The sequence below is a fragment of the Actinoplanes sp. M2I2 genome, from assembly GCF_023544445.1.
Taxonomy (GTDB): domain Bacteria; phylum Actinomycetota; class Actinomycetes; order Mycobacteriales; family Micromonosporaceae; genus Actinoplanes.
Genome location: NZ_JALPVJ010000007.1, coordinates 513,459 through 538,296 on the forward strand (window position 1 = coordinate 513,459; position 24,838 = coordinate 538,296).

Consider the following 24,838-nt stretch of genomic DNA (forward strand, 5'->3'; position numbering starts at 1 on the left):
CCCCCGAAGCGCTGATGCCGGGCCGAGGCTGGTCTATCGTGCGTCAGGTGGTGTCCTCGGGCTGGTGCTTCCTCGCCGCCATGATCCTGGCGTACGGGGTGGCGAACCTGTTGCAGTCGGCGGCTGCGGCTCGCACGACTGTGCACCACACCTTCGATCCAGCGCTGCTCGTGCGGCTGGCCGGGCAGCGGACCTACCTGCTCGGCATCGGCTGTCAGGTGCTCGGGTTCGTGCTCGCCTTCCTCGCCCGGGAGGACTTGCCGCTCTTCCTGGTGCAGGCCAGCGTGGCGGCCGGCCTGGGGGTGACCGCGCTGCTCGGCGTCGTGCTGCTCAAGTGGTCGCTGCCGGCCGCCGAGGTGGTGCTGCTGCTCCTGCTGATGGCCGGCATCGCGGGGCTGGTGCGCTCGGCTCAGCCGGCCCACGCGCGGCCGCTGGGAACGGCCGCGATCGCCGGCCTCGCGGTGGCCCTGCTGGTCATCGCCGGCCTCGGCTTCTTCGCCGTACGGCTGCAGGGCGCCCTCGGTTCGGTCGTGCTCGGCTCGCTGGCCGGCGTGGGGTTCAGCGCGGCCGCCATCGCCGCCCGCCCGCTGGCCAATGAGCATTCGGCGGCCGGCTTCTTCACCAACCCGCTGCTCTACCTGCTCATCGTGCATTCGATCGTCGGCCAGCTGCTGCTCGGGCTGGCCATGCAGCGCGGCTCGACCACGGCGGCGGTCGCGGCCATGGACGCGGCCGGAGCCGTCCCGGCCGCGATCGTCGGGCTGCTGCTGCTCGGCGACCGCATCCAGCCGGGCAAGGAGTGGCTGGCCGCGCTGGGTTTCGTGGTGACGCTGGCCGCGGTGATCGGTCTGACCCGCTATGCCGAGCCGCAGCACCATCACGTGCCGGCGCCGCCCACCCGGCGGCCCGAGCCCTCCGCGCTGCGCGCCGCCCAGACCAGCCGCTGACCCGGTCTTGTACCGGAACGCAGCCGTTTCGCCCGGCCGCCCGGAGCAATTTCACCATCGGACTGCATGAGTCCTCCCGCGCCGGGTACTTCCTGACCAAGCCCATCAGGAGGTTATGTCCGTTTGATGCCGTGCCGCCTCCGCCGGAGAGTGGTCTCGGTCCCCCGAGTGCGCGGAAATGCGAAAAGGGGACACGTTATGCACAATGGAGCGATCATGGCGAGCGAGGTGCGGCACCTGGTGGATCGCGGGTCGGAGTACCCGCTGGTCCGGCTGACCGGGGTGCTCGACGGCGAGACCGCTGACACAGTACGGTCGGCGCTGCTGAGCGTCCTGGCCGAGCAGCCCGAGGCGGTGCTGGTCGACGTCAGCGAGGTCACGCTGCCGTCACCGGACGTGGCTGCCGTGTTGCGCGATGTCCGCCGCGAGACCGCCGACTGGCCCGCCGCCCACCTGGCGCTCTGCGACACGCGCGGAGCCGCCGCCTGGCGCGGGGTCGGCTGGTCGGTCTGGCCGGACACCCGGGCGGCCCTGGCTGAACTGGGCAAGCCCGATCCGGATCAGCGGTTCAGCCTCGAGCTCGAGCCCCTGGTGGGGGCGGCCCGCCGCTCCCGGGAGCTGGTCACCGAGGCCTGCCTGCGGTGGGACAGGCACGATCTGGCCGGGCCCGCGTGCATCGTGATCACCGAGCTGGTCAACAACGTGGTCGTGCACGCCCAGACGCCCATGGCCGTGCTCGTCGCCGCGCACGGCAACGGCATCAGCGTGGCGGTGCGTGACTACTCCACGCACATGCCGACCTTCTCCGGGACGCCGGTGCCGGCCACCTCGTACGGCGGGCGCGGCATGCTGCTGATCGACTCGGTGTCGGCCCGGTGGGGACATCTGCCGCTCGACGACGGCAAGGTGGTCTGGGCGCTGATGTTCGCCGACCACGATCCGGCGTGAGCCCCACCCATCCGTTGACGGGGCGTGAGGCAGCCGACCACAACCAAGCGTGCAGCACGGGCATGAGGGGCCCCGCACGCGGGTAGATTGCGGGCATGCGAGACAACGACTACCCGGCCGAGGTGTCCGACCCGGAAGCTTCCGGCCTGCCCGGCACCGCGGATGACGATTCGACCGCGTACGACGAGGTGGACAGCTCCCGTTGGGCTGACGGTCCCGACCCGGCGGCGCTCGCGGGTGTCGGCCCGGGCGGCTCCAACCGCTTCGGTGACACCGCCGAGGAGCAGCGCGAGGGCGAGTCCCTCGACTACCGGCTGAGCCAGGAGGAGCCCGACTTCGGCGCGGAGGACGCGATTCCCGCCCGCCGCGACCCGATCGACGAGACGGTCGACAGCTCCGAGCAGCGCAACTTCGACGCCGACGTGTGGGGCGAGAGCCCGACCTCCGACCCGAAGTCGCAGATCTCTCTCTACGACGACGGCCAGCTCGATTCCGACAACCCCGAGACGGTGGGCCGCCTGGTGGCGACCGACGAGGGCTACGGCTTCGACAACGAGGGCGACAGCGTGGCGTACGACGCCGGTGCGGCCGGCGGCGGCGCGAGCGCCGAGGAGCTCGCGATCCACGAGACCGAGGCGCCGCGGTACGAGTAGGGCCCGGTCGCCCTCAGGGAGCGTCCTCGGCCTCGCCGAGCGGGGCGAGGCCGTTCTGCAGGGCATACCGGGTGAGCTCGACGCGGTTGTGCAGCTGAAGCTTGCCGAGCGTGTTCTGGACGTGGTTCTGCACCGTGCGATGGCTCAGGACGAGCCGTTCGGCGATCTGCCGGTACGACAGGCCCTTCGCCACCAGGCGCAGCACCTCGGTCTCGCGCTCGGTGAGCTTCGTCGCGTCCGCCCGCGGGCCGGCCGGCTCGGCCACCGCGAGCCGGCGGAACTCGCCCAGCACCAGCCCGGCCAGCCCGGGCGTGAAGACGGTGTCGCCCGCGGCCGTGCGGCTCACCGCCTCGAGGAACTCGGCCGGTCCGGCCGACTTGAGCAGGTAGCCCGTCGCGCCGGCCTTCACCGCGTCCAGCACGTCCTGCTGTTCGCCGCTGGCCGAGAGCATCAGGACCCGTACGCCGGGAACCGCTGTCCGCAAGCCGTTGATCACCTCGACCCCGGAGACGTCCGGCAGCTGAAGGTCGAGGATCACCACGTCGGGCCGGGCCGCGGCGGCTATCCGCACCGCCTGCCGCCCCTCGCCGGTCGTCGCGACCACGTCGTAGCCGGCCGCGACCAGATCGCGGCTGACGCCCTCGCGCCACATCGGGTGGTCGTCGACCACCATCACCCGGGTCGCAGCAGTCATGGCAGTCACGATATCGGTGCCCGCGGCACCACCATCTCGACCTCGGTGCCCTCACCCGGCGCGGAGATGATCCGGACCCGGCCCCCGAGGTCGGCGACGCGGCCACGGATCGACTGGACGACGCCGAGCCGGCCCTGGGCCTCGGCCTGGGCCAGCCGGTCGGGCTCGATGCCGCAGCCGTCGTCGCGCACCGTCACGACGACCTCGCCGGGCTCGTCCTCCACGAACAGGTAGACCTTGGTGCCCGGGTCACAGTGCTTCTCCACGTTGTCCAGCGTGGCGGCGACGGCGGCGCGCACCTCCCGGGCCGCACGGGCGGGGAGCAGGACGGCGCCGGCCGGGCCCGAGACCGTGACGGCCGGTGAGGCGTACGTCAGCAGCAGCGCCATCAGGTCGAGGTCGTCGCCGGCCGGGTCGTCCGCCTGGCGGGCCGCGACCAGGGTCCGCAGCGCGGCTTCCTGCTCGCCGGCCAGCCGGGCCAGCTCACCGGCCTCGCCGTCCAGACCCACCCCACGCCGCTTCACCAGCGCCAGCACCTGCAGGACCGAGTCGTGGATGTCGCGGGCGAGCCGTTCGCGTTCCCGGGTGGTCGCCTCGAGCTCGATCGCCCGTTCGAGCCGCTGCTGGGCCACCTCGGCGAAGCGCACCAGATTGCCCACCGCGATCGCGGCCAGCAGCATCAGCACCGCCCCGGTGAACGCCGCCTGGTCGTAGTGGGCCCGGACGGCCAGGTCGGTGGCCCCCATGGCCAGGGCGGCCGCGATGCCGCCGCGCCGCCCGCCGGCCACCGCCCAGCAGAGCACCGGCGCGACGTGCCAGGCGACCGCCACGGTGGGCAGCCCGGCCGCGAGCCCGCTCCGGCCGACGACCCAGACGCTGGCGGTCAGCGCGGCGATCGTGACGAGCAGGTCGGCCGCCAGCAGCGGCGGCCGGCGACGGGCCGGGTCGGCGTACGCATAGGTCGTGACCACCGTCCAGGCGGCCATCGCGGTGAGGACGGGCCACGCGAGCATCGGCCGGGCATAGGCGCCGACGTTGCTGATGACCAGGAACGCGGCGTAGGCGAGGGCGGCGAGACGATAGACGGCGATCGCCCGCCAGAGCGGCGCCTGGAGACCGCTGTCGCGGGCGTCGGCCATGGCCCGACCCTCCCACATGAGGGGCCGCACCGGTGGCCCGCCCTGCGCGAAGATCAGGCGTGGCCTACGGTCGAGGTCATCAGCACCGAAGTTCTGCTCTCGGAGACCTTCGACCGCAACGCCATCACGGCGCTGCGGCACTCCGTGACGTCCTGTGCGGGGGCGGCCGGCCTGGCCGGTGACCGCCTCGACGACTTCGTGGTGGCGGTCAACGAGCTGCTCACGAACGCCGTCCGGCACGGCGGCGGGATCGGCCGGGTCACGATGTGGGCGCAGGACGGCGAGGTGGTCTGCGAGGTGAGCGACTCGGGCCGCGGGCTGCCGGCCGCCCGCCCGGAGACGGTGCCGCGTCCGACCGCCGACACGCCCGGCGGGTGGGGGCTGTGGCTCGCCGAGGAGCTGACCGACACGTTCCGGCTGACCACCGGCGACGCGGGGACCACTGTCCGGGTGTCCAGCCGATCCTTAAGAAAACCTTAAGTCTGCCCGGCGATCTTGCGAGAAGCTCTCACCTTCGTCAAGGTCTGCTGCTGTGGACGCACGGCACCGTACGGGAACCTCACGCTGGCTGATCCGGCCGCGCGCACTGCTCGCGCTGGCAGTCGCGGGCACCGGCCTCGTCGGTGCCATCGCCGTCACCGGGCAGGGTGACGTCGCCGTCGCGTCGGAACACCGGCCGGTCTTCGACGACGACTTCGGTGGCGGTCGCGGCGCCGATCTCGACCCGTCGAAGTGGCTGCTCGACGGCGACGCGCGCAACGGCCTCCAGGACGGCCGGGGCCGGCTGGTGGTGGACCGGCTGATCAGCACGCGCAAGGCGTTCGCCGAGCCGTACGGGCACGCGGAGGCGCGGATCAAGGTGCGGCGCGCGAACGGGCCGTGGCGGGCCTTCGGCGTGGTCGACAAGTACGGACGGATTCTGCGCGGCAGCGTCGAGACGCTCGACGAGGACGCCGATCCGACCTCGGGCCGGGAGTTCCACACGTACGCGATCGACTGGTCACCCACCGCGGTGGTGTGGTCGGTGGACGGCCGCCCCAGCCTCAAGCTCACGCCGTCCGAGCCCGGCCTGCCGATCGCGCTGGTGCTCAACCTGGCCACCGACGGGCGACGCCCGGCCCGGATGGAAGTCGACTTCGTGAAGGTGACGGCCGGCGTCAAGCCGATGCCCACACCCACGACACCCACGCCCACCCCCACGACGGCGACTCCCACGGCGACTCCCACGACGACCGCGCCGACGACTCCGCCCGCCACGACTCCGCCCGCCACGACTCCGCCGGCCAAGGCCAAGGCACCGGCCTGGAAGGCCTACACCGACTACCAGGCCGGCGACCTGGTCACATACAAGGGCGTGACCTACAAGGTCAAGGAGGCGCACACCGCGCTGCCCGGCTGGGAGCCCTCGGCTCTGCCCAACCTGTTCGCCAAGGTGTAAGAAAAGGCGTCATCCGGGGTTTCGGGACCTGTCTCCATTGACTGATCGCGGTCAATCTTTAAAGACTGTTTCCGATACGCACCTCTTCCCCCGGAGGCACCCCATGCGTAAGACAAGAGTCCTGCTCGCCGCGGCCATGATCGCGGCAACCCTCACGACCAGCCTCGTGGCCACCTCCCGAAACGACGCCGCCGAGGCCGCTGTCGGCCCGGTCGTCTGGTCGGACGAGTTCAACGGCGCGGCCGGCCCGATCGACGCGAACAAGTGGAAGTTCGACATCGGCGGCGGCGGCTGGGGCAACAACGAACAGCAGTACTACACCAACTCGACCAGCAACGTCCGGGTCAACGGCCAGGGCCAGCTCGAGATCACCGCCCGCCGCGAGAACCCGGCCGGCTACCAGTGCCACTACGGCACCTGCCAGTACACGTCGGGCCGCATCCTCACCGCGGACAAGTTCTCGCAGACGTACGGCCGCTTCGAGGCCCGCATCAAGATCCCCAAGACGCAGGGCATCTGGCCGGCGTTCTGGATGCTCGGCGGCAACAACTGGCCCACCACGGGCGAGATCGACATCATGGAGAACGTCGGCAAGGAGCCCAACACCGTCTACGGCACGGTGCACGGCCCCGGCTACTCCGGTGGCAGCGCGATCGGCGGCAACCGCAACATCGGCACGCCGCTGGGCGACGCGTTCCACAACTACGCGGTGGAGTGGTCGCCCAACCTGATCGTCTGGTATCTGGACGGCTCCGAGTTCTTCCGCGTGACCCCGGCCAGTCTGGGTGGCCGCCAGTGGGTCTTCGACCACAACCACTTCATGATCCTCAACGTGGCGGTCGGCGGTTACTGGCCCGGCTATCCCGACGCGAGCACGGTGCTCCCGCAGACCATGACGGTCGACTGGGTGCGCGTCTCGTCCTGGACCGACGGCGGCACCACCCCGCCCGCGAACGGCGCGGCGCTGCGCAGCACCTTCAGCAACCGCTGCATCGACATCCCGGGGGCCAACCCGGTCGACGGGGCTCGACTGCAGACGTACGACTGCAACGGCTCGGCCGCGCAGCAGTGGGCCTTCAACGGCGACGGCACGGTGCGCGCGATGGGCAAGTGCATGGACCCGGCCGGCGGGGCCCTGACCAACGGCACCCCGATCCAGCTGGTGACCTGCAACGGCAACCCCGTGCAACGGTTCACCCTCTCGGGCGCCGGTGACCTCGTGAACGTCTCGGCCAACAAGTGCGTCGACATCAGGGATTGGAACGGCGCCAACGGCGCCCAGCTCCAGCTCTACGACTGCACCGGCGGCACCAACCAGAAGTGGGTCCGCGCCTAGCACTTCCGATGGGCTGACCCGGGAGACCCGGGTCAGCCCGTCAACCGGTAGGCGTCCCCGTAGACCTGCCAGGTGAGCGGCGCGGTGAGGTCGAGGTTGCTGCGACGCAGGAACAGGCGCTGCGCGGTCTCGACGCGGCTGACGTCGTTGTGGGCCTCCTCGGTGCGCATCTCGGCCACCCGGGCGTCGAGGAAGGCGTTCAGATAGGTGAGCTCGTCACCGCCCTGGGCCGGGGTCTTGGCCGTCCGCAGAGCAGCCGACCGGATGACCCGCAGCCCCGACACCCCGTGCATGACGGCGGCGTCGAAATAGGCGAACTGGCCCAGCGCGCGCAGGCCGTCGTCGCGGGCGATCCGCATGGACGGGGCGAAGTAGTACGCGTCCCGCGCGTCCTCCTGCACCTTCTGGAAGACCGGGTCCTTGGCCGCCGCCCGCCAGGCCGCCGGGAATCCCGGGTCGAGACCGGCGTGCGAATCCGAGCCGTTCACCGCCCGCAGCGCCGGCAGATATCTCTGCAGCACGTTTCCGGGCTTGCGCTTCGCGTACGTGGTGACGACGGCCAGCATGTCGGCGGTGCCCGAGGTGAAGCCGACGATGCCGCCGGTGTAGCCACGGCCGTCGCCGATGTCCTCAATGTAGCCGAACTGGCCGCGCCAGCCCAGCGTCGAGTTCTCGGCGCTGGAGATCAGGGCGAGCGCCCGTTCCTTCTTGCGGCTGTCCTCCAGCCCCGAGGCGAGCGAGCCGGTGGGCGGGGCGGCGGCGGGCAGCGCCTTCGACGCCGGGCCGTAGGCGCGGACGTCGGTCAGCGCGTACCCACCCGTCGGGCGGGCCCGCTGGGTGGCCAGCACCCGCAGATAGCGGCCGGTGCCGTTGAGCCGCTTGAGGTCGTCGGCGCCACCGTTGCCGGCCCGGGTCACGTAGAGGTCGGTCCAGTTCGACCCGTCGGCCGAGGCCTGCACGCGGTAGGTCTTCGCGTACGTGCCCGACCACTGCAGCCGTACCCGGTCGATGCGCTGCGCCGAGCCGAGGTCGACGCGCACCCACTGGGTGCCCGGCCCGGCGACGCTGGCCCACCGGGTGACCGTGCTGGCGTCGTTGGCCCGCTCGGCGACATCACCGCCGGTCGCCGACGACGCCGCGGCCGGGCGGCCCCGGCTGATCAGCACGGTGTCATCGCCCGCGGCGGCCACCGAGATGGCCAGCGGGACGCAGAGCGCTGCTCCGACCCCGCCGGCCAGCGCGGCCGTCCGGACGTTGTTGGCGCGGATCCGCATCCCTCAACGCTAGGTCGCGCCCGGCCATGATCGCCGGGCTTCGCGGGAACGAGGGCTATCTGGGGTCTCTGGGATCCCGGGGCTTCTTGCGGTTACGAGCCACCAGCACGATGGTCAGCACGATGGCGGCCACCACGAGGAGACAGCAGATGCCGCCGAAGAGGCCGAAGAAACCGAAGCCGCCCCGGCGCCGGCGGGACCGGGCGGCCTCGATCATCACGGTGTCGAGGCCGTTGCTCGCGGCCCAGGCGTGCACGGGCACGACCAGCGCGAGCACCGCCCCGGTCACCGCCGCGGCGAGGCGGGACCACAGCTTGATTGCGGAAGACATGTGTCCCATCCTGACCGACCGTCGCAACTGGTTCTCCACGACTACCCCTCATCAGGCAGGGTATGACCAGAGAAGCGAAGAAAGGGGGCCGGATGGACGCCGATCTGGCGGCACTGGCGACGGCACACGGAGTGGCCACATGGTACGAGGACTGGCACCGCGAGCGGAAAGACGTCGCCGACGAGTCGGTGGTGGGCGTGCTGGGACTGCTCGGTGTGGACGCGACCACGCCGAAGGCGATCCGGGCCGGGCTCGAGGCCGTGCGCGAGCGCGACCGGCTGGGCCGGATGCCGGGCACCGTGGTCGTGCGGGCCGGCGAGACCCGCGAGCTGCCCGGGCCGGCCACGATCGTGCTGGAGGACGGCGCCCGGCGCGAGGGTGACGAGGTCCCCTCGGATCTGCCGCTGGGCTGGCACACGCTGCACCTCGCCGATCAGGTGGTCACCCTGGTCGTGGTGCCCGGCGAACTGCCCGAGCCGCCGCAGACCTGGGGCTGGATGCTGCAGCTCTACGCGTTGCACTCGGCCCGCTCGTGGGGCATGGGCGACCTCGGCGACCTGCGCCAGTTCCTGGCCGACTCCGGCGGTCCGGGTCTCGTGCTGCTCAACCCGTTGCACGCGATCACCCCGACGCTGCCCGTGCCCGCCTCGCCGTACTCGCCGTCCAGCCGCCGCTTCGCCAACCCGCTCTACCTGCGGATCGCCGACACCGCCGAGTACCGCCGGGCCGATCCTCCGCTGCGGGCGGCGGTGGACGCGCTCAAGCCCGGGCCCACGGCCGACGGCCTGATCGACTACTCCGCGGTCTGGCAGGCCAAGCGGGCCGCGCTCGAGCTGCTGTGGCCGCTGGCCGGCGAGGTCGACCTCGAGAGCGACCCGGGGCTGACCGACTACGCCCGGTTCTGCGCGCTGGCCGAGCGGCACGGCGCGAACTGGCAGGAGTGGCCGGCCGAGCTGCGCCGGCCCGACTCCCCCGCAGTCCGCGAGTTCCACAGTGATCGCGTCGCCTTCCACGCCTGGCTCCAGCGCCTGCTCAACGTCCAGCTCGAGGAGGCCAACAACGCGGCCCGGGCCGGCGGCATGCCGGTCGGCGTGGTGCACGACCTGGCCGTCGGCATCGACCCGGCCGGCGCCGACGGCTGGCTGCTGCAGGACGTGCTGGCCGCCGGGGTGCACGCCGGCGCTCCGCCGGACGCCTTCAACCAGCTGGGCCAGGACTGGGGGCTGGCCGCCTGGCGGCCCGACCGGCTGATCGAGACCGGGTACGCGGCCTACCGGGACATGCTCCAGCGGATCTTCCGGCACGCGGGCGGCCTGCGCGTCGACCACGTGGCCGGCCTGTGGCGGCTGTGGTGGGTGCCGCCGGGCATGGGTCCGGCCGAGGGCACCTACGTGCACTACGACCCCGAGGCGATGCTGGGCATCCTGGCGCTCGAGGCGCAGCGGGCCGGGGCGGTGGTGATCGGCGAGGATCTCGGCACGGTGCTGCCCGAGATGACCGAGGGCCTGGAGAAGCGCAACATGCTGGGCTCGGCGGTGCTCTATTTCACCCGCGACTGGGACGACCCGGACGACGTCTTCTACCCACCCGCGGAGTACAAGCGCAACGCCCTGGCCTCCATCTCGACGCACGACCTGCCGACCGCGGCGGGCTTCCTCACCGGCGAGCAGGTGCGGGTGCGGGCCGAGCTGGGCCAGCTGGCCGGTCCGGTCGAGCAGGAGCGGCGCAACGCCGAGCGCGACCGCGACCAGTTGCTCGCCGCGCTGCGGGCGGAAAAGCTGATCACCGAGGACAGCACGGACGACGAGATCATCGTGGCGATGCACGAGTTCCTCGCCCGGACGCCGTGCCGTTTTGTCACCGCATCGCTCTACGACGTGCTGGGAGAGCTCGCCCAGCCCAATCTCCCAGGCACTATGGATGAGTACCCGAACTGGCGGATGCCATTGACCGCCGGTCTCGAGGAGATCGTCGAGGACCCGCGCTTCCGAGCGGTCGCCGCGATCCTCGCCCAGCGAAAGGCGCACCGATGAGCTTCCTCAACAAGGCCAAGGACTTCCTCGACAAGCACGACAAGCAGGTCGACCAGGCACTGGAGAAGATCGGCGACCAGGTCGACAAGCGCACCGGCCACAAGCACACGTCGCAGATCGACAAGGCGGTCGACGAGGCCCGCAAGCGCACCGGTCAGGGCGACACGACCCGCCCGTGACGTTTCCCCCGGCCAACCCCGGGAACCCTTCTGTCGTTGTCCCCCAGCACAATCGGAGGAGCTTGAGATGGGTTTCATGGACAAGGCCAAGGACATGGCCGACAAGCACGACGAGCAGGTCGACCAGGGCATCGAGAAGGCCGGCGACCAGGTCGACCAGCGCACGGGGAACAAGTACGACTCGCAGGTCGACAAGGCTCAGGACGCCGCTCAGCAGCGCACCGGCCAGGGCGACACGCAGCAGCAGTGACCACGGCAGCCGCCGCTCCGCAGCTCGGTTCACGAGCGGCGGGGCGGCGGACCGCCGTTTCCGGGCTCAGTTGGAGAGCGGCGGGGGCGGCGGGTCGTCGTCGACCGCGAACAGCATGGGGTGCAGCGGCATGTAGGCGTCGCGCTGCCGGCACAGCATCGGCGGCAGCAGCGAGGACTGGTGCTCCGGATGCTCGGCGCAGTGCCGGGTGGCCCGGTTGATCGCGTCGGAGTGGTGCCGGCCGCCGCCGTACTCGCCGCAGTTGGCACAGTCCCAGCGCCAGAACGCCGGACCGTCCTCGGAGAGGAACCGCCGGATCTTGAGCGGTGGGCCGGCCTCCTCCTGAGCCGCGGCCAGGATCGCGGGCATGTCGCCCGCCGACGGCGGAGTCAGGGGACGTCGCTGCTGTTCGGCGATGAGGTGCGCCAATACGTTGCTCGTGGACACCTCCTCAGTCTTGAGCGCCGATCCCCCCTAATGTGACGTTTTTACTGAAAAAGCACCTAGCTGGTGACCAGGCCCAGGTTGGCCGGTTCCACCCCGGGGAAGATCGCCGCGGTGTCGTTCACCCCGCAGCGCGTCCGGAGGATCTCGGCGATCACCGATCGATAGTCGGTGGTCACCGCCAGATCGCCACCGACCAGCTTTGCCGGCGCCAGCCCGGGCCAGCGGCCGTGCACCCTCCCGCCCCGCACATGCCCGCCGAGCACGAACATGGCGTTGCCGTAGCCGTGGTCGAGCCCGCCCGAGCCGTTCTCGGTCACCCGCCGCCCGAACTCGCTGATCGTGACCAGGGTGACCCGGCCCAGCCCGGCCGGGCCGAGGTCGGTGGCGAAGGCGGCCAGCGCCGCGGCGAAGTCGGCCAGCTGCCCGGGCATCCTGCGGTTGAGGTTCTCGTGCATGTCCCAGTCGCCGACATCCACCGTGGCCGTCATCAGCCCGACGTCCGACTTGACCAACCGGGCCACGTCGCGCAGCGCGTGCCCCAGCTCGGAGTCCGGATAGGCGGCGCCGTTGGCCGGGGTGTAGCCGGCCGCCTGCAGATCGCGGGCCGTGTCGAGCGCGTCGAGCAGTCGCGTGGCCGTGCCGGCCAGGGCCGCGGGCGCGTCGGCGTAGAGCGCCGCCATCGTGGCCGCGATCGGCTTGGCGTCGGACTCGCCGTTGAGCACGAACGCGTCCACCGAGCTGAGCCCGACGTCGGGGGCGGGACCGTCGAGCACCCGCGCCGGGCGGGCCTGGCCGACCGAGACCGCGCTGAACGGATCGGCGCCGCCCAGGCCGCCGACCATGCGGTCGAGCCATCCCGTACGGGTCGAGGTGCCGGGCGCGGCCCGCTCCAGCTCCTCCATGGCGGCGAAGTGCGAACGGTTCGGCGCCGGCATCCCCACCGCGTGCACCGCCCCCAGCCGGCCCGACTTCCAGAACGGCAGCAGCGGGGCCAGCGCGGGGTGCAGGCCGAACGAGCGGTCGCCGCCGATCAGCCGGGCCTTGGGCACGGCGATGCCGGGACGCGCCTGGTAGTACGCGGCATCGCCGGCCGGCACGACAGCCGAGAGCCCGTCGAAGCCACCGCGCAACGAGACCAGCACCAGGACGTCGCCGTCGTACCGGTCACCGGCGGCGAAGGCCAGCCTGGTCGAGAGCATCGCCCCGGTCAGGCCGGCGAGCGCGCCGCCGAGCAGGGTCCGTCGCTTGCAGCCACAGTTCATCACGCGGGTCACCTCAGGGCGAAGGACGGCGAGTTGAGCAGCATCGCCATCAGGTACGGGAACTTCCAGCCGGCCGCCGGATCGGTCGGCTTCAGCGGGGCGGACGCGGTCTTGTCGAAGAAGCGGGACAGCGCCTCCACGGACGAGCGGGGAAGCGGGCCGCCGATCAACCGTCTCGAGACCGCGTCGATCAGCGCGCCGTGCGTGGCGGGCAGCGGGCCGGCGAACTCGTCGAGCATCGATCGGGGCCGCACGAGGGTGGCCGGCCACCAGCCGGCGGCCAGGCTCAGGTGCGAGTTCCAGCGCACCAGCAGCCCCGACGTCGAGGCCCAGGCGCTCGCCACGTCGGGATAGCCGTTCGGCGGGGCCCAGGCCAGCGGCGCCTGCCCCGCGTTGCGGCACATCGAGTAGAGACTCGCGATCGCCTGCGTGCCGGTCGGCTCCGGTCCCAGGCCGAGCACCCGTACGGTCGCCACGACGTCCTCGAACGGCGTCCGCGTCTTGGCACCGATCGAAGCCGCGAACTCGGGCGAGGTGAACAGCGCCCGCAGCACCGGCACGATCGCCGACCGGTTGTCGAGGTAGACCTTGACCAGCCGGGTGACCAGGCTCGCGGGCGGCTGGTCGGCGACGAACCGTACGCAGAGCTTGGTCACGATCCGGCGGGCCGTCGCGGTGTGCAGGGCGAGGTGGTCGAGCAGCGCGAGCGCCGCCTTCTCGCCGTCGGCCGCGGTCGCGTTCGCGTGCCGGAACCCGAGGACCCGCACCGCGCCGACGGCGTGCCGCTTGGGGTCGTACTGGTAGTGGCCGGTGTCGTTGTGGACGGTCAGGCCGGTGAACAGGCGGGCCGCGTTCTTCACGTCGGCCTCGGTGTAGGCCAGCCCGATGGTGTGCAGTTCGAGCAGCTCGCGCCCGTAGTTCTCGTTCGGCGCCGCCTTGGTCGACCAGCGGTTGTCCAGGTAGGTGAGCATCGCCGGGTGCTTCGCCGAGGCCTTGAGCAGGTCGGCGAAGCGGCCCAGGGCGTACCGGCGGATCACGTTGTGGTCGTAGTCGGCCCGGCTCTGCCAGACGTCACCGGTCGGGCACGTGACGTTGAGATGGTTCGACCAGAAGTCGACCATCACCTCGAACAGCTGCCGCTCGCTCCAGACGGCCCGGGCCACCGCCGCATGACTGACCTGCCACATCGGCTTCCAGTCGTACTTCTTCAGCTGCCCGGCGGCGATCTTCTGCCGGACGCCCGAGATCGTGGTCCGGGCGTGCGGGAACCGGGACATCAGCTCGTCGCCGACCGGGTCGGCGATCGAGGCGGGCTTGAGCTGACGCTCGAGCCAGGCGGAGGCCCCCAGCCGCCGGATCTCGGCGACCGACGCCGGCGAGGGCCCGAAGGTCGCCCGGCGCAGCAGGTGCAGCAGCGGGTCGGTCGGCAAAAGGTCAGACGCGGTCACACCGTCGAGGTCGGCCGGGACGCGCGTCTCCGTCGTGGTTCGGCCGCGATGCTCCCCGATCGCACCCGGGGATACTGGAGGCGTGGCTCAGCGCAGAAGGTCGGGACAGATCGAGACCGTAGGGTCGGGAGTGGCCGAGTTGCAGCCCGACCCCGACCGCGACACCGCCTTCACGCTGCTGCTGGACGGCGCGCCCCAGTCGCATGTCGACCTGGCCGACCCGACCCACCTGCAGTTCGAGTACGTCCGGCGGATGGCCGCGGCGATCGATCTGCTGGCCCCGGCCGGGCAGCCCCTGCGCGCGCTGCACCTGGGCGGCGGCGCCCTGACGATCCCCCGCTACATCGCGACCACCCGGCCCGGTTCGGCCCAGCGCGTGGTCGAGATCGACGGTCCACTGGTCGAGTTCGTCCGCCGGGCCCTGCCGCTTCCGGCCAAGGCCAACATCCGCGTACGGGTGGGCGACGCGCGAGCCGCGGTCGAGGGCATGCGCGACGACGGGTACGACCTGATCGTGCTCGACGTCTTCGCCGGCGCCCGCACCCCGGCCCATCTCACCTCGGTCGAGTTCGCTCAGCAGCTGGCCCGGGTGCTCGACCCGGGCGGTCACCTGATCGCCAACATCACCGACGGGCCCCCGCTGCGGCACGCCAAGGCCCAGGTCGCCACGATTCGCGCCGCGCTGCCCGAGGCCTGCCTGGTGGCCGACGCGTCCGTGCTGCGCGGCCGCCGCTTCGGCAATCTGGTCGTCGTGGCCGGCCGCACCCCGCCGCCGGTGGCCGGGCTGACCCGCCGCGCCGCCGGGGACTGGTTTCCGGGCCGCCTCGAGACCGACCTCGACCGCTTCGCCGGCGGGGCGGCGCCCGTCACCGACAGTGTCGCGGTGGCCTCGCCCGCTCCGCCAGCCGCCCTGTTCGGTAACCGTGCGTGACATTTCCTCCCCCAAAGGGGCAAGGAATTCCGGCCTGTCGTGTTGCCGTCAGGAAATCTCGTGTGATTCGCGCTTGCCGACTTGTTTGCGCTGAGGCACACAGTTGTAATCGAGGGGCCGCGTGTGTCCCGGGCGCGGCGCGTACTGGGGGGAAACGCGCATGTCCGAGCAATACTTCGTGGCCGACGCGGACTCGTCCGCGCCGTCCTTCGTGTTAGGCACCGACGAGCGAGCGCTCTGGAGCGGCCATTGCGCCGTGGCCGAGTACGCTTTCGATCAGCCGGCCTCGCTCCCCCGCTGGACCCTGCCCGAGGAGACCGAGGTCGTCGTCACCGACCAGCGCGTCCTCTACCGCGGTCCCGGCGCCCCCGACACCGGTGAGCTGCGCTGGCCGTGGCCGCAGCACCTGCGCGTGCAGCCCGGCAGCCGCGACACCGGGCGGCAGGCCACCGTCACCCAGATCCAGCTGGTCTGCGCCGGCCCCGGCGGCAGCTTCCCGGCGCTGGTCTTCGCCGGCGGCGACCTGGACACCGTGCGGGACGCCGACCGCCTCGCCAACACGCTGCGCCAGGCGATCGCGCGTTACCGGGTGGAGAACGCGGCCGCGCTGGGCGTGGCGGCGCCCCAGGTGCGCATGCTGTCCCGGCTCGTGATCGGCCCGGAGTTCAACAACTTCCAGGGCGGCGAGGGGCAGACCGTCTCGCTGATCGGCGCCGTCTCGGTCGACGCGTACGCGGCACCCGCGCATGCCGCTGCCGGTCAGGCGGCCGCCCCCGGATACGCGCAGGTCGCTACGGCCGCCCCCGGTTACGCGGACGTCGCTACAGCCGCCCCCGGTTACGCGGACGTCGCTTCGGCCGGCCCCGGATACGCGGACGTCGCTACAGCCGCCTCCGGTTACGCGGACGTCGCTTCGGCCGGCCCCGGATACGCGGACGTGGCACCGGTCGCGCCCGCCTACCTGGAAGCAGGGACGGTGGCCCCTGCTTATGCGGAGGTAGAGCCAGCCTATACGGAGCCGGCCTACGGGGAGTCTGTGCCCGCCGCGCCGGCCTATGCGGAGGTCGGGCCGGTCGTCGTGCCGGTCGTCGCGCCCGAGGACGGCGTCGGCCGTTCCTACGAGCGCACCACCCGCATCCCGGTCGCACCGCAGCGCGAGACGTGGTCGGCCCGGCCGGCCGACGCCTCGACCCTGAACGGCCATCCCGACCTCGACGCCCGCGCCGCCGAACTGGCCGCGCGCGTGGCCAGCCTGGTCGCCGGCGGCAACGCCCCGCTCGGCGCTCGCCCGCTGGTCGCGGCGCCGGAAAACCAGACCAACCTCTCTGCCTACCTCGACGTCCCGCCGGCCAACGCTCCCCGGCCCCGCGGCGCCGCCGACGACGGAAGCGACGAGATCAGCGGCCGGGCCGAATCGGTCCGCCGCACCGCCGCCCGGTTCGCCGGCAACGCGGCCCGTGGGCGCGGGAGTGCCCCGCGCTACGACGGTGAAGTGGGCAGCAGCGGGCGGGGCAGCCACCGCCAGGGCTGATGAAGACCGGGCCGTCTCGGGGCGGCCCGGTCTTCCGCTGTCTGTACTGCTCGACTGTCTCTACTGCTCGACTGTCTCTACTGCTCGACTGTCTCTACTGCTCGACTGTCTCTACTGCTCGGCGCTCTTCAAGGGTGACTTGGTCGCCAGCGGGCCGCCCGCCGGGACGAAGCAGGTGCCGTTCGCGACCCGCTCGTCGTGCAGCTGGTGAGCCCGCCCCAGCAGCCCCATCAGCTCGTCCTCGGAGCGGATCCGGGCCCGGTACTTCTCCGGCAGGCCCTTCAGGCGCGACTCCTCGACCAGGAGACGGTGGAAGATCTCGTCGCAGTACGCCGGGTCGGTCTCGATGTCGAGGAACTCGTTCGCGTGCCGCCGGGCTGCGGCGACGTAGGTCTGGGCCCGGCCCTTGGGGCTGAGCAGCGACGCCACCACGGTGACGAACAGGATGCCGATGATCAGCGACAGAGACAGCGCGGTGGAGATCTCGACGACGTGGATCGACTCGCCGTTGTTGATGAACGGCACGTTGTTCTCGTGCATGGCGTGCAGGATCAGCTTGACGCCGATCAGCGCCAGGATCGCGGCCAGCCCGTACGAGAGATAGACCAGCCGATCGAGCAGCCCGTCGATCAGGAAGTAGAGCTGGCGCAACCCCAGCAGCGAGAACGCGGTGGCGGTGAAGACCAGGTAGACGTTCTGGGTGAGGCCGAAGATCGCCGGGATCGAGTCGAGCGCGAACAGGATGTCGGTGCCGCCGATCGCCACCATGACCAGCAGCATCGGCGTGAGGACCCGGCGCCCGTCCACGTACGTGACCAGCTTGTCGCCGTCGTAGGTGTCGGACGTGCGCAGCACCCGCCGGGCCAGCCGGATCACGATGTTGTCCGGCGGCTCGTCGTCGCCGCGCTGCTCGCGCAGCAGGTTGCCCGCGGTGATCAGCAGGATCAGCCCGAACAGGTAGAACACCCAGGCGAACGAGTTGATCAGCGCGGAGCCCAGGAAGATGAACCCGGTGCGCGCGATCAGCGACACGACGATGCCGACGAGCAGCACCTTCTGCTGGTCGGCCCGCGGCACCTTGAAGCTGGAGAACAGCAGCAGGAAGACGAAGAGGTTGTCGACCGACAGCGCCTTCTCGGTCACGTAGCCCGCGAAGTACTCGGCGCCCATGTCGCTGCCGCCGAACACCCACACGCCGACGCCGAAGAGGATCGCGATCGAGACGTACACGATCGTCCACCGCGTGGCTTCCCGGAGTGACGGGATGTGCGCCTTGCGTACATGGAAGAAGAAGTCATAGAGCAAGAGAGCGATGATGCCGAGAACAGTCAGCAGCCACACCACACCCGACACATCCTGCATCAGCTCATCCTAGGGCTGAGTTGTTTCTATGTGCCTGACGTAACGGCTGCTCGACGTTGTGATTCGGTGAGGAACAACACCCCGGTCAGGTCGGCGCCCCGCAGATCCGTACCGCGAAGGTCGGCCCCGGTGAAGTCGGCCCGGCGCAGATCGGCGTCGCGCAGGTCGGCCCCGATCAGCAGAGCGCCTCGGAAACTCGCGCCGCGCAGGTCGGCGCCCCGCATCCGGCGGCCGATCAGTTGGGCGCCCCGGTGATCCGGGCCCCGGTAAGAGGCGCGGGCGAGCTGGCTGGCCCGTTGCAGCAACGGGTTGACCCGGCGACGGTGAGCGTCCACGTCGAGGGCTTTGAGCTCCGCCGGTGACCCGGCGGCCAGGTGGTCGATCCGGTCGAGGGAGTCTCGGAGCTTCCGGTGTACGGGCCGAGCCTCGTCGAGCTTCAAGGCCTCGGTGATCAGCCACATGAGCTCGTGCAACTGGCGCACCACCGGCAGGCTGGCGAACATGTCGCCGGCGATAGCCGGTTCGTCGCGCCAGGTGCGCCCACCGAACGTCTCCTGAGTGAGGCGCTGCCCCGCCCCGAAGCAGTCGAACACAACGCAGCCATGGAAGCCGCTCGCGTCGAGCCGTTCGTGGATCGTGCAGCCGAAGTCGCCGCCCAGGTTGCGACAGGGCGTGCCGGCCGCCTTGTTGATGGCAAAGTCGGACGATTTGGCAAAGGCCGGCGCAACGCAGCAGAGCGCCGCGCAGCGAGAGCAGTCAGCGTGAAGTTCCCGTTCAGACATCTCTTCAACTGTGACAGACGGACCAGAGTGGCCCGGTGAGACCCCGCGCCGCCGCTGAGGCCACCGCGCGCCAAGTGACGGTGTTCGCACCCGTCCTGCACTTCACAGTCGTCAATCCCGAGCCGATTCAACAAGTGACCAGGATCGCCAACGGGGGGAACAACGCATATGAGCAAGATGCTTCAGGTCATCGGAGGCCTGGCTGCGGCCGGCGTAGTTGCCGCGGGCAGCACAGCTCTAACCGGTACAGGCCTCGGGGTGACAGGCCTTGCCGCTTCGCCTCAAGTTGTCGGCGGCCAGATCACGCAGAGTGTATCCGGCGCGGTGCTCTCGAACATTCAATACGGATTCGCCGATGCGCCCGCCAAGACCCAGGTCAACCTGGTCACCCTCACCTTCACTGGAGGCAACGGCCGCACGGTGGCGCTGAGCCCGACGGGTGGCACCTTCGGCGGCGGTTCTCCGACGGCTGACGAGTTTCACTGCCCCGACGCGGTAGTCAATCTTTCGACTGTCTGCCAGGTCGCGGCGAACAACTCGGGAGCTCACACGGTGAACGGCGGTTACTACACGGGCCTCACACAAATGACGGTCACCGTGAGCTGAGTCCGCACCTGGCCATGTCTCATCTGCGAGGCTGAATCAGCCCGTCGAACGAGCGAGATGGTCATTCAACACCGGACGTTGCGCATCGCTGTCATGGCCGTCATCACTGTGATGACGGCCATCGGCGGTTGGGCATTGGTCACCGGCAGCGTGTCTTACGTAGTGACGAGCGGTGTCAGCATGAACCCGGTTTACTACCAGAACGATCTCGTGATCGTCGCTAGCGAGGATTCCTACCAAATCGGGCAGATAGCCGCTTACCATGGTTCTCAGCCGGGACAGAAGATCCTCCACCGCATAGTCGGGGGAGACGCTGTTGGCGGATTCATCCTCAAAGGGGACAACAACGCGTCGATCGACCCGCTGAGGCCGTTAGCTGCCGACATGATCGGCCGTCCGGTTCTGCATGTCCCGAAAGGCGGCGTCTGGCTGAAGCCGCTCCTCAGCCCTACCAGCCTCGGCATGATCGGCTTCCTGATCATCAGCGGCGGGGCGACGGCGACGGCGACGCGCCGGCAGGTACCGAGGGGTCGGCGGAAGAAGAAAGTGAAGGCCATGTCTCGCCAAGGCGGCTCGTGGGCTCAGGCAGCCGAGGTCGTGAAGATCTTCGAGCGCATGCCTCCCCCGGTCCGCACCCTGGCCGCTGTAGTCGCCGCCCTTACCGGCCTCGCGCTCGGGCTCGCCGTCATCGGCTGGATGCGCCCGGTCGTCGAGACAGTCACCGGGCCGGCCGGCCCGAGCCAGTCGACGACCTTCTCGTACTCGACCACAGTGCCAAGATCAGCCGCCTACGACGACACCACCGTCACGTCCCCGGAGCCGGTTTTCCGCAAGCTGGTCAACACGGTCGACCTGCGAGCCGAATACAAGGGCCCGAGCGGCACCTTCGACCTCACGGCCGAGCTCACCAACGGCACCGGCTGGCACTCCACCATCACCCTGATCGCACCGCAGGCGTTCACCGGCACGACGCACAAGACCTCGACGACGCTAAACCTGCGCTCCTTGAGCAACCGGGCCGACGCGGCGTCCCGCGCGATCGGCGTGCAGCCCGGCACCCCCCTCACGATCGCCGTGCGCGGACGGGTGGTCGCCGACGGCCTCCCGCCGTTCACGTCGGTCGCCCAGCTTCAGCTGAACGAGGTGCAGCTGGCCGTGGCCGACGGCGGTTCACTCACTCAGTCATCGGGCGCCACTCCCGCAACAAAGGTTCAGCCGCGCGAAATTGCCGTCTTCGGACACGAGGTCATGAATGCCGCGGCCGCCCGCGCGTACGCGATTCTGACTTTTCTTCTCGCGGCCGCCGGCGGCGTCGTCGTGTTCTTTCTTACGCGCCGCACCGCTCCTTTACGGACAAGGGAGCAGATTGAGCGACGACACCCCGATCTTTTGGTGCACGTGGAGCCGATGGCCAGCCCGCCCGGCAAGCCCGTGGTCAACGTCGACAACTTCCCCGCGCTGGTCAAGCTGGCCGAGCGGTACGGCCAGATGATCCTCACGTGGCGACGCCCGGACGCCGACGACTTCGTTGTCCGCGACGAGGGCATCACCTATCGATACCGCATCCCGATCGCCGATCCGGACTTGCAGAATGTCGACCGCATAAATCGCCCGAACGCCACCGGAAGTCACCGTCGAAAGGCGTCGTCACCGGTGGCCTGACGGTTGTCCGTAATCGTCCTACCGGACCATCCCGAGCTCGTTAATCATCACTAAACTGCTGCGAATGATCTCCAGGCTCATGACTAAGGGCGTCGTGATCGGGGTTGCGGCGACCTTTGCCATCGCCGCCCCCGCCTCGGCCGCCGTCACCCCCACCCTCGCCGGTCCGGCGCAGGTTGTCGGCTTCGATGAAATCACCATGACCGGCACCGCCGAACCGCGTTCGACGGTCCAGCTGTACGAGACGGCGATCGGCTGGAACGACATGCTGCCGGCGAAGGACTTCACGTCGGTGGACGAGAAGGGCCCCGTCCTGGCCACCGCCGACGAGTCCGGCAAGTTCAGCATCAGGCGCTTCGTCGATTCGGGATTCTTCTTCGAGGTCCGCCAAGGCAGCGTCCGGTCGAACACGATCACGGTGAAGGCCAAGCTTGCCGTCAAGTTCTGGCTCAACGCGGACGAGAAGGTCCCCGGCAGGATAACCGTGTCCGGTGACGCCCTTCCGGCGCAGCCGGGCCTGGCGGTGGCCGTCCAGCGCAAGAACGCCGACGGCAGCTTCACCACGGTGAAGAACACCCAGACCGGCGGTGACACGGCCGACTTCAGTGAGGTCCTCACCGGCCAGCCGACCGGAAATCAGACGTACCGGGCCGTCTTCAGCGGCGACGACTCGCAGGGCGTAATCGGCACGACGTCGGCGGCGGTCACCGCCTGGGTCTACGGCACGACGACGCCGACGCCCACCAAGCCGCCGACGACTCCCACCAAGCCGCCGACGACCCCGACGAAGCCCCCGGCGACCCCGACCAAGCCCCCGGCGTCCGGTGGCGGCGCGATCCAGTTCACCCGCATCCAGTACGACCCGCCGGGCACGGACTCGGGCAGCAACAGCAGCCTGAACAACGAGTACTTCAAGATCACGAACAAGACGAAGAAGGCCGTCAGCATCAACGGCTGGACGGTCCGGGACGGCAAGGGCATCACCTACAAGTTCCCGAACATCACCATCAACGTCGGCCAGTCCTACCTGGTGCGCACGGGCAAGGGCACGAACTCCGGTTCGTTCCGCTACTGGGGCCGCGCCGGCAAGGCCGGTTTCGTCTGGGACAACCTCGGCGACATCGCCTACCTGCGCAACCCGGCCGGCGGCACCGTCGACACCTGTAAGTGGACCAAGCTGGGTCCCGGCTACACCACCTGCTGACCCACCCCACTCGCCTTCGGCTTCAGGCCCGGCCTCCCACTGCGGGAGGCCGGGCCTTCGTCGTGCCCGGCCTCTGAGGGCCGGCCTGCTCGGCGACGCCCACGGCTGGCTCCGCCACGAGGCCGGCCGCGTCCAGCAGCGTCTCGGCCATGCGTACGGCTTGACCGTCCAGCCCTTCGCCGTGCATCACGGCCCAGGCGCCGGCGCCGTCGAAGGTCATGGTGAGCTGACGGGCCACCCGCTCGGGATCGGCCGCCCCGCCCGCGGCCGCTTCCCGGCGGAAGAAGGCGGCGAGCCCGTCCTTGTAGCGGCGCGCGACCGCCCGGGCCGGGTGATCGGCCGACTTGATCTCGACCGAGGTGGCCACGAACGGGCAGCCGTGGAATTCCGGCTCGGGCGCGACCTCCTCCAGCACGCGGAACACGTGCAGGATCCGCTCCCGGGGCGTGCCCTGGCCGTCAGGCGGCAGCAGGCTCGCGTTGTAGCCCGGGCCGATGCGCTCGAGGCTGGCCGCGACGACCTCGTCCTTGCTGCCGAAGAGCTGGTACATCGAGCGCTTGGAGACGCCCGCGGCCTTGGTCAACGCCTCGACGCCGACGTTGACACCCTCGCGGTAGAAGAGGTCCGCCGCCGCGTCGAGCAGACGGTCACGCGTATCAGTCACACCGGAAGAGTACCTCGCCGAAAACCGATCGGTTTCATGCGTCACAGCCGCTTGCCAATCGGAAACCGATCAGTTTACGGTCGGAGAAACCGATCAGTTTCCAGGCACTCGAGGAGCACCCCATGACTGCGATCAAAGACTCCGTCGTCCTCGTCACCGGCGGCAGCCGTGGCATCGGCAAGGCCCTGGTGGACGAGCTCTTCCGGCGCGGAGCGGCCAAGGTGTACGCCACTGCGCGCGACCCGAAGACGATCACGCACCCGGACGCGGTCCCGGTACGGCTGGAGGTCACCGACGAGGCATCCATCGCCGCGGCGGCCGAGCAGTCGTCCGACGTCACCGTCCTGATCAACAACGCAGGCGTGGCCACCGGAGCCTCGTACCTCGACTCACCGCTCGACGAGGTGCGACGCGACCTGGACACCAACTTCTACGGTCCGCTGCTCGTCGCCCGGGCCTTCGTGCCGGTGATCGAGCGCAACGGCGGCGGCCACCTGCTCAACGTGCACTCGGTGCTGTCCTGGTTCGCCGACGGCGGTCCGTACAGCGCCTCCAAGGCCGCGCTCTGGTCGCAGACCAACTCGCTGCGCCTGCAGTTGCGCCCGCGCGGCATCGAGGTCACCGGGCTGCACGTCGCCTACGTCGACACCGACATGGCCGCGCACATCGACGGCCCCAAGTCGAGCGCGGTGGACGTGGCCGCGGCCGCCCTGGACGGCGTCGAATCCAACGCCTTCGAGGTGCTGGCCGACGACGTGACGCGCGGCGTGAAGTCGGCGCTCTCCGGCGACCTCACACTGCTCTACCCCCAGCTGGCCGCCTGACCGCCGGCGGGCCGTTGCTGCCCTGGCCTCAACCGCGTCCCTGTGCGCGCCCGGCCGGGCGGTGAACGAAAATGGCCCTGATCCGCGTTTCCGCAGATCAGGGCCATTCGACTCGTAGCGGGGACAGTGTCCTGGCTCAGCACATCGGAATAGGGTGTCTCGCGTCATCGGAATAGGTATGTCTCAAGACATCGGCATGGCGCCGTAGCAGTACCGGCGTGCGGCAGCAGGGTGCGGCGTGTCCACACGTCGACTCGTCATCGCCGCCGTTCTGACCGGTACGTCACAGGCCGAGACCGCCCGCACCTACGGCGTCTCCCAGGGCTGGATCAGCCGGCTCATGACCCGCTACGCCGCTGAGGGTGAGGCCGCGTTCGAACCCCGCTCCCGCGCCCCGAACACCCGACCCGCCGCCACCCCGGCCGCCACGGTCGCACTAGTTCTGTCCCTGCGTAAACAGCTGGGCGAGTCCGGCCTGGACGCCGGCGCCGACACCCTCGGCTGGCACCTGCAACACCACCACCAGACCGTCCTGTCGAGGGCGACGATCAACCGCATCCTGGTACGAGCCGGGCAGGTCACCCCCGAACCATCGAAACGGCCGAAGAGCTCCTACATCCGTTTCCAAGCCGATCAGCCCAACGAGACCTGGCAGTCCGACTTCACCCACTACCGGCTCACCCGCGGTGACGGCCGGCCAGGCACCGACGTCGAAATCATCACCTGGCTCGACGACCACTCCCGCTACGCCCTGCACCTGTCAGCGCATCCCCGAATCACCGCGCAGATCACCCACCAAAGCTTCCAGCAGGCAGGTGAGCTGCACGGATACCCGGCCTCGACGCTGACCGACAACGGGCTGGTCTACACCGTGCGATTCGCCGGCGGCCGCG

At 70.4% G+C, this 24,838-nt stretch carries 26 protein-coding genes; 16 read left to right on the forward strand and 10 right to left on the reverse strand.

The window, feature by feature from the left end:
• Positions 1-47 precede the first annotated feature (47 nt).
• The 3 genes from HJC40_RS16890 (at position 48) to HJC40_RS16900 (ending at position 2,548) form a co-directional block, all read left to right on the forward strand.
• Positions 48-947 carry a hypothetical protein gene (locus HJC40_RS16890; RefSeq protein ID WP_250002089.1) on the forward strand — a complete coding sequence of 300 codons (900 nt, stop codon included), beginning with the start codon at positions 48-50 and terminating at the stop codon, positions 945-947.
• A 216-nt stretch (positions 948-1,163) separates the two neighbouring features.
• Positions 1,164-1,895: an anti-anti-sigma factor gene (locus HJC40_RS16895; protein ID WP_250002027.1), complete on the forward strand. Its 732-nt coding sequence runs from the start codon at positions 1,164-1,166 to the stop codon at positions 1,893-1,895.
• 95 nt (positions 1,896-1,990) lie between these two features.
• Complete coding sequence (locus tag HJC40_RS16900) at positions 1,991-2,548, forward strand: DUF5709 domain-containing protein (protein ID WP_250002028.1); 558 nt, start codon at positions 1,991-1,993, stop codon at positions 2,546-2,548.
• Positions 2,549-2,561: 13 nt separating this feature from the next.
• On the opposite strand, the gene HJC40_RS16905 is transcribed toward HJC40_RS16900, so the two are convergent.
• Positions 2,562-3,242: a response regulator transcription factor gene (locus HJC40_RS16905; RefSeq protein ID WP_250002029.1), complete on the reverse strand. Its 681-nt coding sequence runs from the start codon at positions 3,240-3,242 to the stop codon at positions 2,562-2,564.
• A gap of 5 nt (positions 3,243-3,247) precedes the next feature.
• Positions 3,248-4,381, reverse strand: a complete 1,134-nt coding sequence (gene macS, locus HJC40_RS16910) for a MacS family sensor histidine kinase (RefSeq protein WP_250002030.1) — start codon at positions 4,379-4,381, stop codon at positions 3,248-3,250.
• Between the two features lie 42 nt (positions 4,382-4,423).
• Here macS and HJC40_RS16915 point away from each other — a divergent pair, with 42 nt between their 5' ends.
• From HJC40_RS16915 to HJC40_RS16925, 3 genes are all read left to right on the forward strand, one after another.
• The gene (locus tag HJC40_RS16915; RefSeq protein ID WP_250002090.1) at positions 4,424-4,861 is read left to right on the forward strand and encodes an ATP-binding protein; all 438 of its coding nucleotides are present in this window, start codon (positions 4,424-4,426) and stop codon (positions 4,859-4,861) included.
• 52 nt (positions 4,862-4,913) lie between these two features.
• Complete coding sequence (locus tag HJC40_RS46145; RefSeq protein ID WP_250002031.1) at positions 4,914-5,819, forward strand: carbohydrate-binding protein; 906 nt, start codon at positions 4,914-4,916, stop codon at positions 5,817-5,819.
• Between the two features lie 103 nt (positions 5,820-5,922).
• Positions 5,923-7,155, forward strand: coding sequence for a family 16 glycosylhydrolase (locus tag HJC40_RS16925; protein WP_250002032.1), 1,233 nt, complete (start codon positions 5,923-5,925; stop codon positions 7,153-7,155).
• A 32-nt stretch (positions 7,156-7,187) separates the two neighbouring features.
• Here HJC40_RS16925 and HJC40_RS45290 read toward each other — a convergent pair whose 3' ends face one another.
• Both HJC40_RS45290 and HJC40_RS16940 read right to left on the reverse strand, forming a co-directional pair.
• Positions 7,188-8,429 carry a chitosanase gene (locus tag HJC40_RS45290; protein WP_284043205.1) on the reverse strand — a complete coding sequence of 414 codons (1,242 nt, stop codon included), beginning with the start codon at positions 8,427-8,429 and terminating at the stop codon, positions 7,188-7,190.
• Between the two features lie 55 nt (positions 8,430-8,484).
• The gene (locus HJC40_RS16940; RefSeq protein ID WP_250002033.1) at positions 8,485-8,760 is read right to left on the reverse strand and encodes a hypothetical protein; all 276 of its coding nucleotides are present in this window, start codon (positions 8,758-8,760) and stop codon (positions 8,485-8,487) included.
• A gap of 92 nt (positions 8,761-8,852) precedes the next feature.
• On the opposite strand from HJC40_RS16940, the gene malQ reads away from it, so the two are divergent.
• From malQ to HJC40_RS16955, 3 genes are all read left to right on the forward strand, one after another.
• A complete protein-coding gene (gene malQ, locus HJC40_RS16945; RefSeq protein WP_250002034.1) occupies positions 8,853-10,793 on the forward strand; it encodes a 4-alpha-glucanotransferase in 1,941 nt (646 codons plus the stop codon).
• Positions 10,790-10,972 (forward strand): antitoxin, encoded by a 183-nt coding sequence (locus tag HJC40_RS16950; protein ID WP_250002035.1) that lies wholly within the window; start codon positions 10,790-10,792, stop codon positions 10,970-10,972. The genes malQ and HJC40_RS16950 overlap by 4 nt, the downstream gene beginning before the upstream one ends.
• A 67-nt stretch (positions 10,973-11,039) precedes the next feature.
• Positions 11,040-11,222: an antitoxin gene (locus tag HJC40_RS16955; RefSeq protein WP_250002036.1), complete on the forward strand. Its 183-nt coding sequence runs from the start codon at positions 11,040-11,042 to the stop codon at positions 11,220-11,222.
• 66 nt (positions 11,223-11,288) lie between these two features.
• Here the strand turns inward: HJC40_RS16955 and HJC40_RS16960 are convergent, their stop codons facing one another.
• Genes HJC40_RS16960 through HJC40_RS16970 form a run of 3 tightly spaced genes read right to left on the reverse strand, consistent with a single transcriptional unit; the run spans position 11,289 to position 14,379 of the window.
• Entirely contained in the window at positions 11,289-11,669 is a 381-nt protein-coding gene (locus tag HJC40_RS16960) for a hypothetical protein (protein ID WP_250002037.1), read from the reverse strand.
• 56 nt (positions 11,670-11,725) lie between these two features.
• Positions 11,726-12,931 (reverse strand): DUF1501 domain-containing protein, encoded by a 1,206-nt coding sequence (locus tag HJC40_RS16965; protein ID WP_250002092.1) that lies wholly within the window; start codon positions 12,929-12,931, stop codon positions 11,726-11,728.
• A gap of 8 nt (positions 12,932-12,939) precedes the next feature.
• Entirely contained in the window at positions 12,940-14,379 is a 1,440-nt protein-coding gene (locus HJC40_RS16970; protein WP_250002038.1) for a DUF1800 domain-containing protein, read from the reverse strand.
• An 82-nt stretch (positions 14,380-14,461) separates the two neighbouring features.
• Here HJC40_RS16970 and HJC40_RS16975 point away from each other — a divergent pair, with 82 nt between their 5' ends.
• Positions 14,462-15,310, forward strand: coding sequence for a fused MFS/spermidine synthase (locus HJC40_RS16975; RefSeq protein WP_250002039.1), 849 nt, complete (start codon positions 14,462-14,464; stop codon positions 15,308-15,310).
• Positions 15,311-15,470: 160 nt separating this feature from the next.
• Positions 15,471-16,841, forward strand: a complete 1,371-nt coding sequence (locus HJC40_RS16980; protein ID WP_250002040.1) for a translation initiation factor 2 — start codon at positions 15,471-15,473, stop codon at positions 16,839-16,841.
• Positions 16,842-16,952: 111 nt separating this feature from the next.
• Here HJC40_RS16980 and HJC40_RS16985 read toward each other — a convergent pair whose 3' ends face one another.
• Together HJC40_RS16985 and HJC40_RS16990 are read right to left on the reverse strand one after the other, a co-directional pair.
• The gene (locus tag HJC40_RS16985) at positions 16,953-18,203 is read right to left on the reverse strand and encodes a TerC family protein (protein WP_250002041.1); all 1,251 of its coding nucleotides are present in this window, start codon (positions 18,201-18,203) and stop codon (positions 16,953-16,955) included.
• A gap of 26 nt (positions 18,204-18,229) precedes the next feature.
• Positions 18,230-18,796 carry a pentapeptide repeat-containing protein gene (locus HJC40_RS16990; protein WP_250002042.1) on the reverse strand — a complete coding sequence of 189 codons (567 nt, stop codon included), beginning with the start codon at positions 18,794-18,796 and terminating at the stop codon, positions 18,230-18,232.
• Positions 18,797-19,153: 357 nt separating this feature from the next.
• Here HJC40_RS16990 and HJC40_RS16995 point away from each other — a divergent pair, with 357 nt between their 5' ends.
• The 3 genes from HJC40_RS16995 to HJC40_RS17005 all read left to right on the forward strand — a co-directional run bounded on the left by HJC40_RS16995 (position 19,154) and on the right by HJC40_RS17005 (position 22,457).
• Positions 19,154-19,591, forward strand: coding sequence for a hypothetical protein (locus HJC40_RS16995; RefSeq protein WP_250002043.1), 438 nt, complete (start codon positions 19,154-19,156; stop codon positions 19,589-19,591).
• A gap of 93 nt (positions 19,592-19,684) precedes the next feature.
• Complete coding sequence (locus HJC40_RS17000) at positions 19,685-21,253, forward strand: DUF5305 family protein (RefSeq protein WP_250002044.1); 1,569 nt, start codon at positions 19,685-19,687, stop codon at positions 21,251-21,253.
• A gap of 64 nt (positions 21,254-21,317) precedes the next feature.
• Positions 21,318-22,457, forward strand: coding sequence for a lamin tail domain-containing protein (locus tag HJC40_RS17005; RefSeq protein ID WP_250002045.1), 1,140 nt, complete (start codon positions 21,318-21,320; stop codon positions 22,455-22,457).
• 22 nt (positions 22,458-22,479) lie between these two features.
• Here the strand turns inward: HJC40_RS17005 and HJC40_RS17010 are convergent, their stop codons facing one another.
• A complete protein-coding gene (locus HJC40_RS17010) occupies positions 22,480-23,121 on the reverse strand; it encodes a TetR/AcrR family transcriptional regulator (protein WP_250002046.1) in 642 nt (213 codons plus the stop codon).
• Between the two features lie 122 nt (positions 23,122-23,243).
• Here HJC40_RS17010 and HJC40_RS17015 point away from each other — a divergent pair, with 122 nt between their 5' ends.
• On the forward strand, positions 23,244-23,945 hold the full coding sequence (locus HJC40_RS17015) for an SDR family oxidoreductase (RefSeq protein ID WP_250002047.1): 702 nt from the start codon (positions 23,244-23,246) through the stop codon (positions 23,943-23,945).
• Positions 23,946-24,183: 238 nt separating this feature from the next.
• Positions 24,184-24,838, forward strand: a 655-nt coding sequence (locus tag HJC40_RS17020; protein WP_250002048.1) for a DDE-type integrase/transposase/recombinase, incomplete at its 3' end; no start/stop codon positions are given.

What these genes read in the sequence shown, in the direction of transcription:
- HJC40_RS16895 (WP_250002027.1), top strand. Translation starts at nt 1,164, where the DNA reads ATGGCGAGCGAGGTGCGGCACCTGGTGGATCGCGGGTCGGAGTACCCG.
- HJC40_RS16900 (WP_250002028.1), top strand. Translation starts at nt 1,991, where the DNA reads ATGCGAGACAACGACTACCCGGCCGAGGTGTCCGACCCGGAAGCTTCC.
- HJC40_RS16905 (WP_250002029.1), bottom strand. Translation starts at nt 3,242, where the DNA reads ATGACTGCTGCGACCCGGGTGATGGTGGTCGACGACCACCCGATGTGG.
- macS (WP_250002030.1), bottom strand. Translation starts at nt 4,381, where the DNA reads ATGGCCGACGCCCGCGACAGCGGTCTCCAGGCGCCGCTCTGGCGGGCG.
- HJC40_RS16925 (WP_250002032.1), top strand. Translation starts at nt 5,923, where the DNA reads ATGCGTAAGACAAGAGTCCTGCTCGCCGCGGCCATGATCGCGGCAACC.
- HJC40_RS45290 (WP_284043205.1), bottom strand. Translation starts at nt 8,429, where the DNA reads ATGCGGATCCGCGCCAACAACGTCCGGACGGCCGCGCTGGCCGGCGGG.
- HJC40_RS16940 (WP_250002033.1), bottom strand. Translation starts at nt 8,760, where the DNA reads ATGTCTTCCGCAATCAAGCTGTGGTCCCGCCTCGCCGCGGCGGTGACC.
- malQ (WP_250002034.1), top strand. Translation starts at nt 8,853, where the DNA reads ATGGACGCCGATCTGGCGGCACTGGCGACGGCACACGGAGTGGCCACA.
- HJC40_RS16950 (WP_250002035.1), top strand. Translation starts at nt 10,790, where the DNA reads ATGAGCTTCCTCAACAAGGCCAAGGACTTCCTCGACAAGCACGACAAG.
- HJC40_RS16955 (WP_250002036.1), top strand. Translation starts at nt 11,040, where the DNA reads ATGGGTTTCATGGACAAGGCCAAGGACATGGCCGACAAGCACGACGAG.
- HJC40_RS16965 (WP_250002092.1), bottom strand. Translation starts at nt 12,931, where the DNA reads ATGAACTGTGGCTGCAAGCGACGGACCCTGCTCGGCGGCGCGCTCGCC.
- HJC40_RS16980 (WP_250002040.1), top strand. Translation starts at nt 15,471, where the DNA reads ATGTCCGAGCAATACTTCGTGGCCGACGCGGACTCGTCCGCGCCGTCC.
- HJC40_RS16985 (WP_250002041.1), bottom strand. Translation starts at nt 18,203, where the DNA reads ATGCAGGATGTGTCGGGTGTGGTGTGGCTGCTGACTGTTCTCGGCATC.
- HJC40_RS16995 (WP_250002043.1), top strand. Translation starts at nt 19,154, where the DNA reads ATGAGCAAGATGCTTCAGGTCATCGGAGGCCTGGCTGCGGCCGGCGTA.
- HJC40_RS17000 (WP_250002044.1), top strand. Translation starts at nt 19,685, where the DNA reads ATGGCCGTCATCACTGTGATGACGGCCATCGGCGGTTGGGCATTGGTC.
- HJC40_RS17005 (WP_250002045.1), top strand. Translation starts at nt 21,318, where the DNA reads ATGATCTCCAGGCTCATGACTAAGGGCGTCGTGATCGGGGTTGCGGCG.
- HJC40_RS17015 (WP_250002047.1), top strand. Translation starts at nt 23,244, where the DNA reads ATGACTGCGATCAAAGACTCCGTCGTCCTCGTCACCGGCGGCAGCCGT.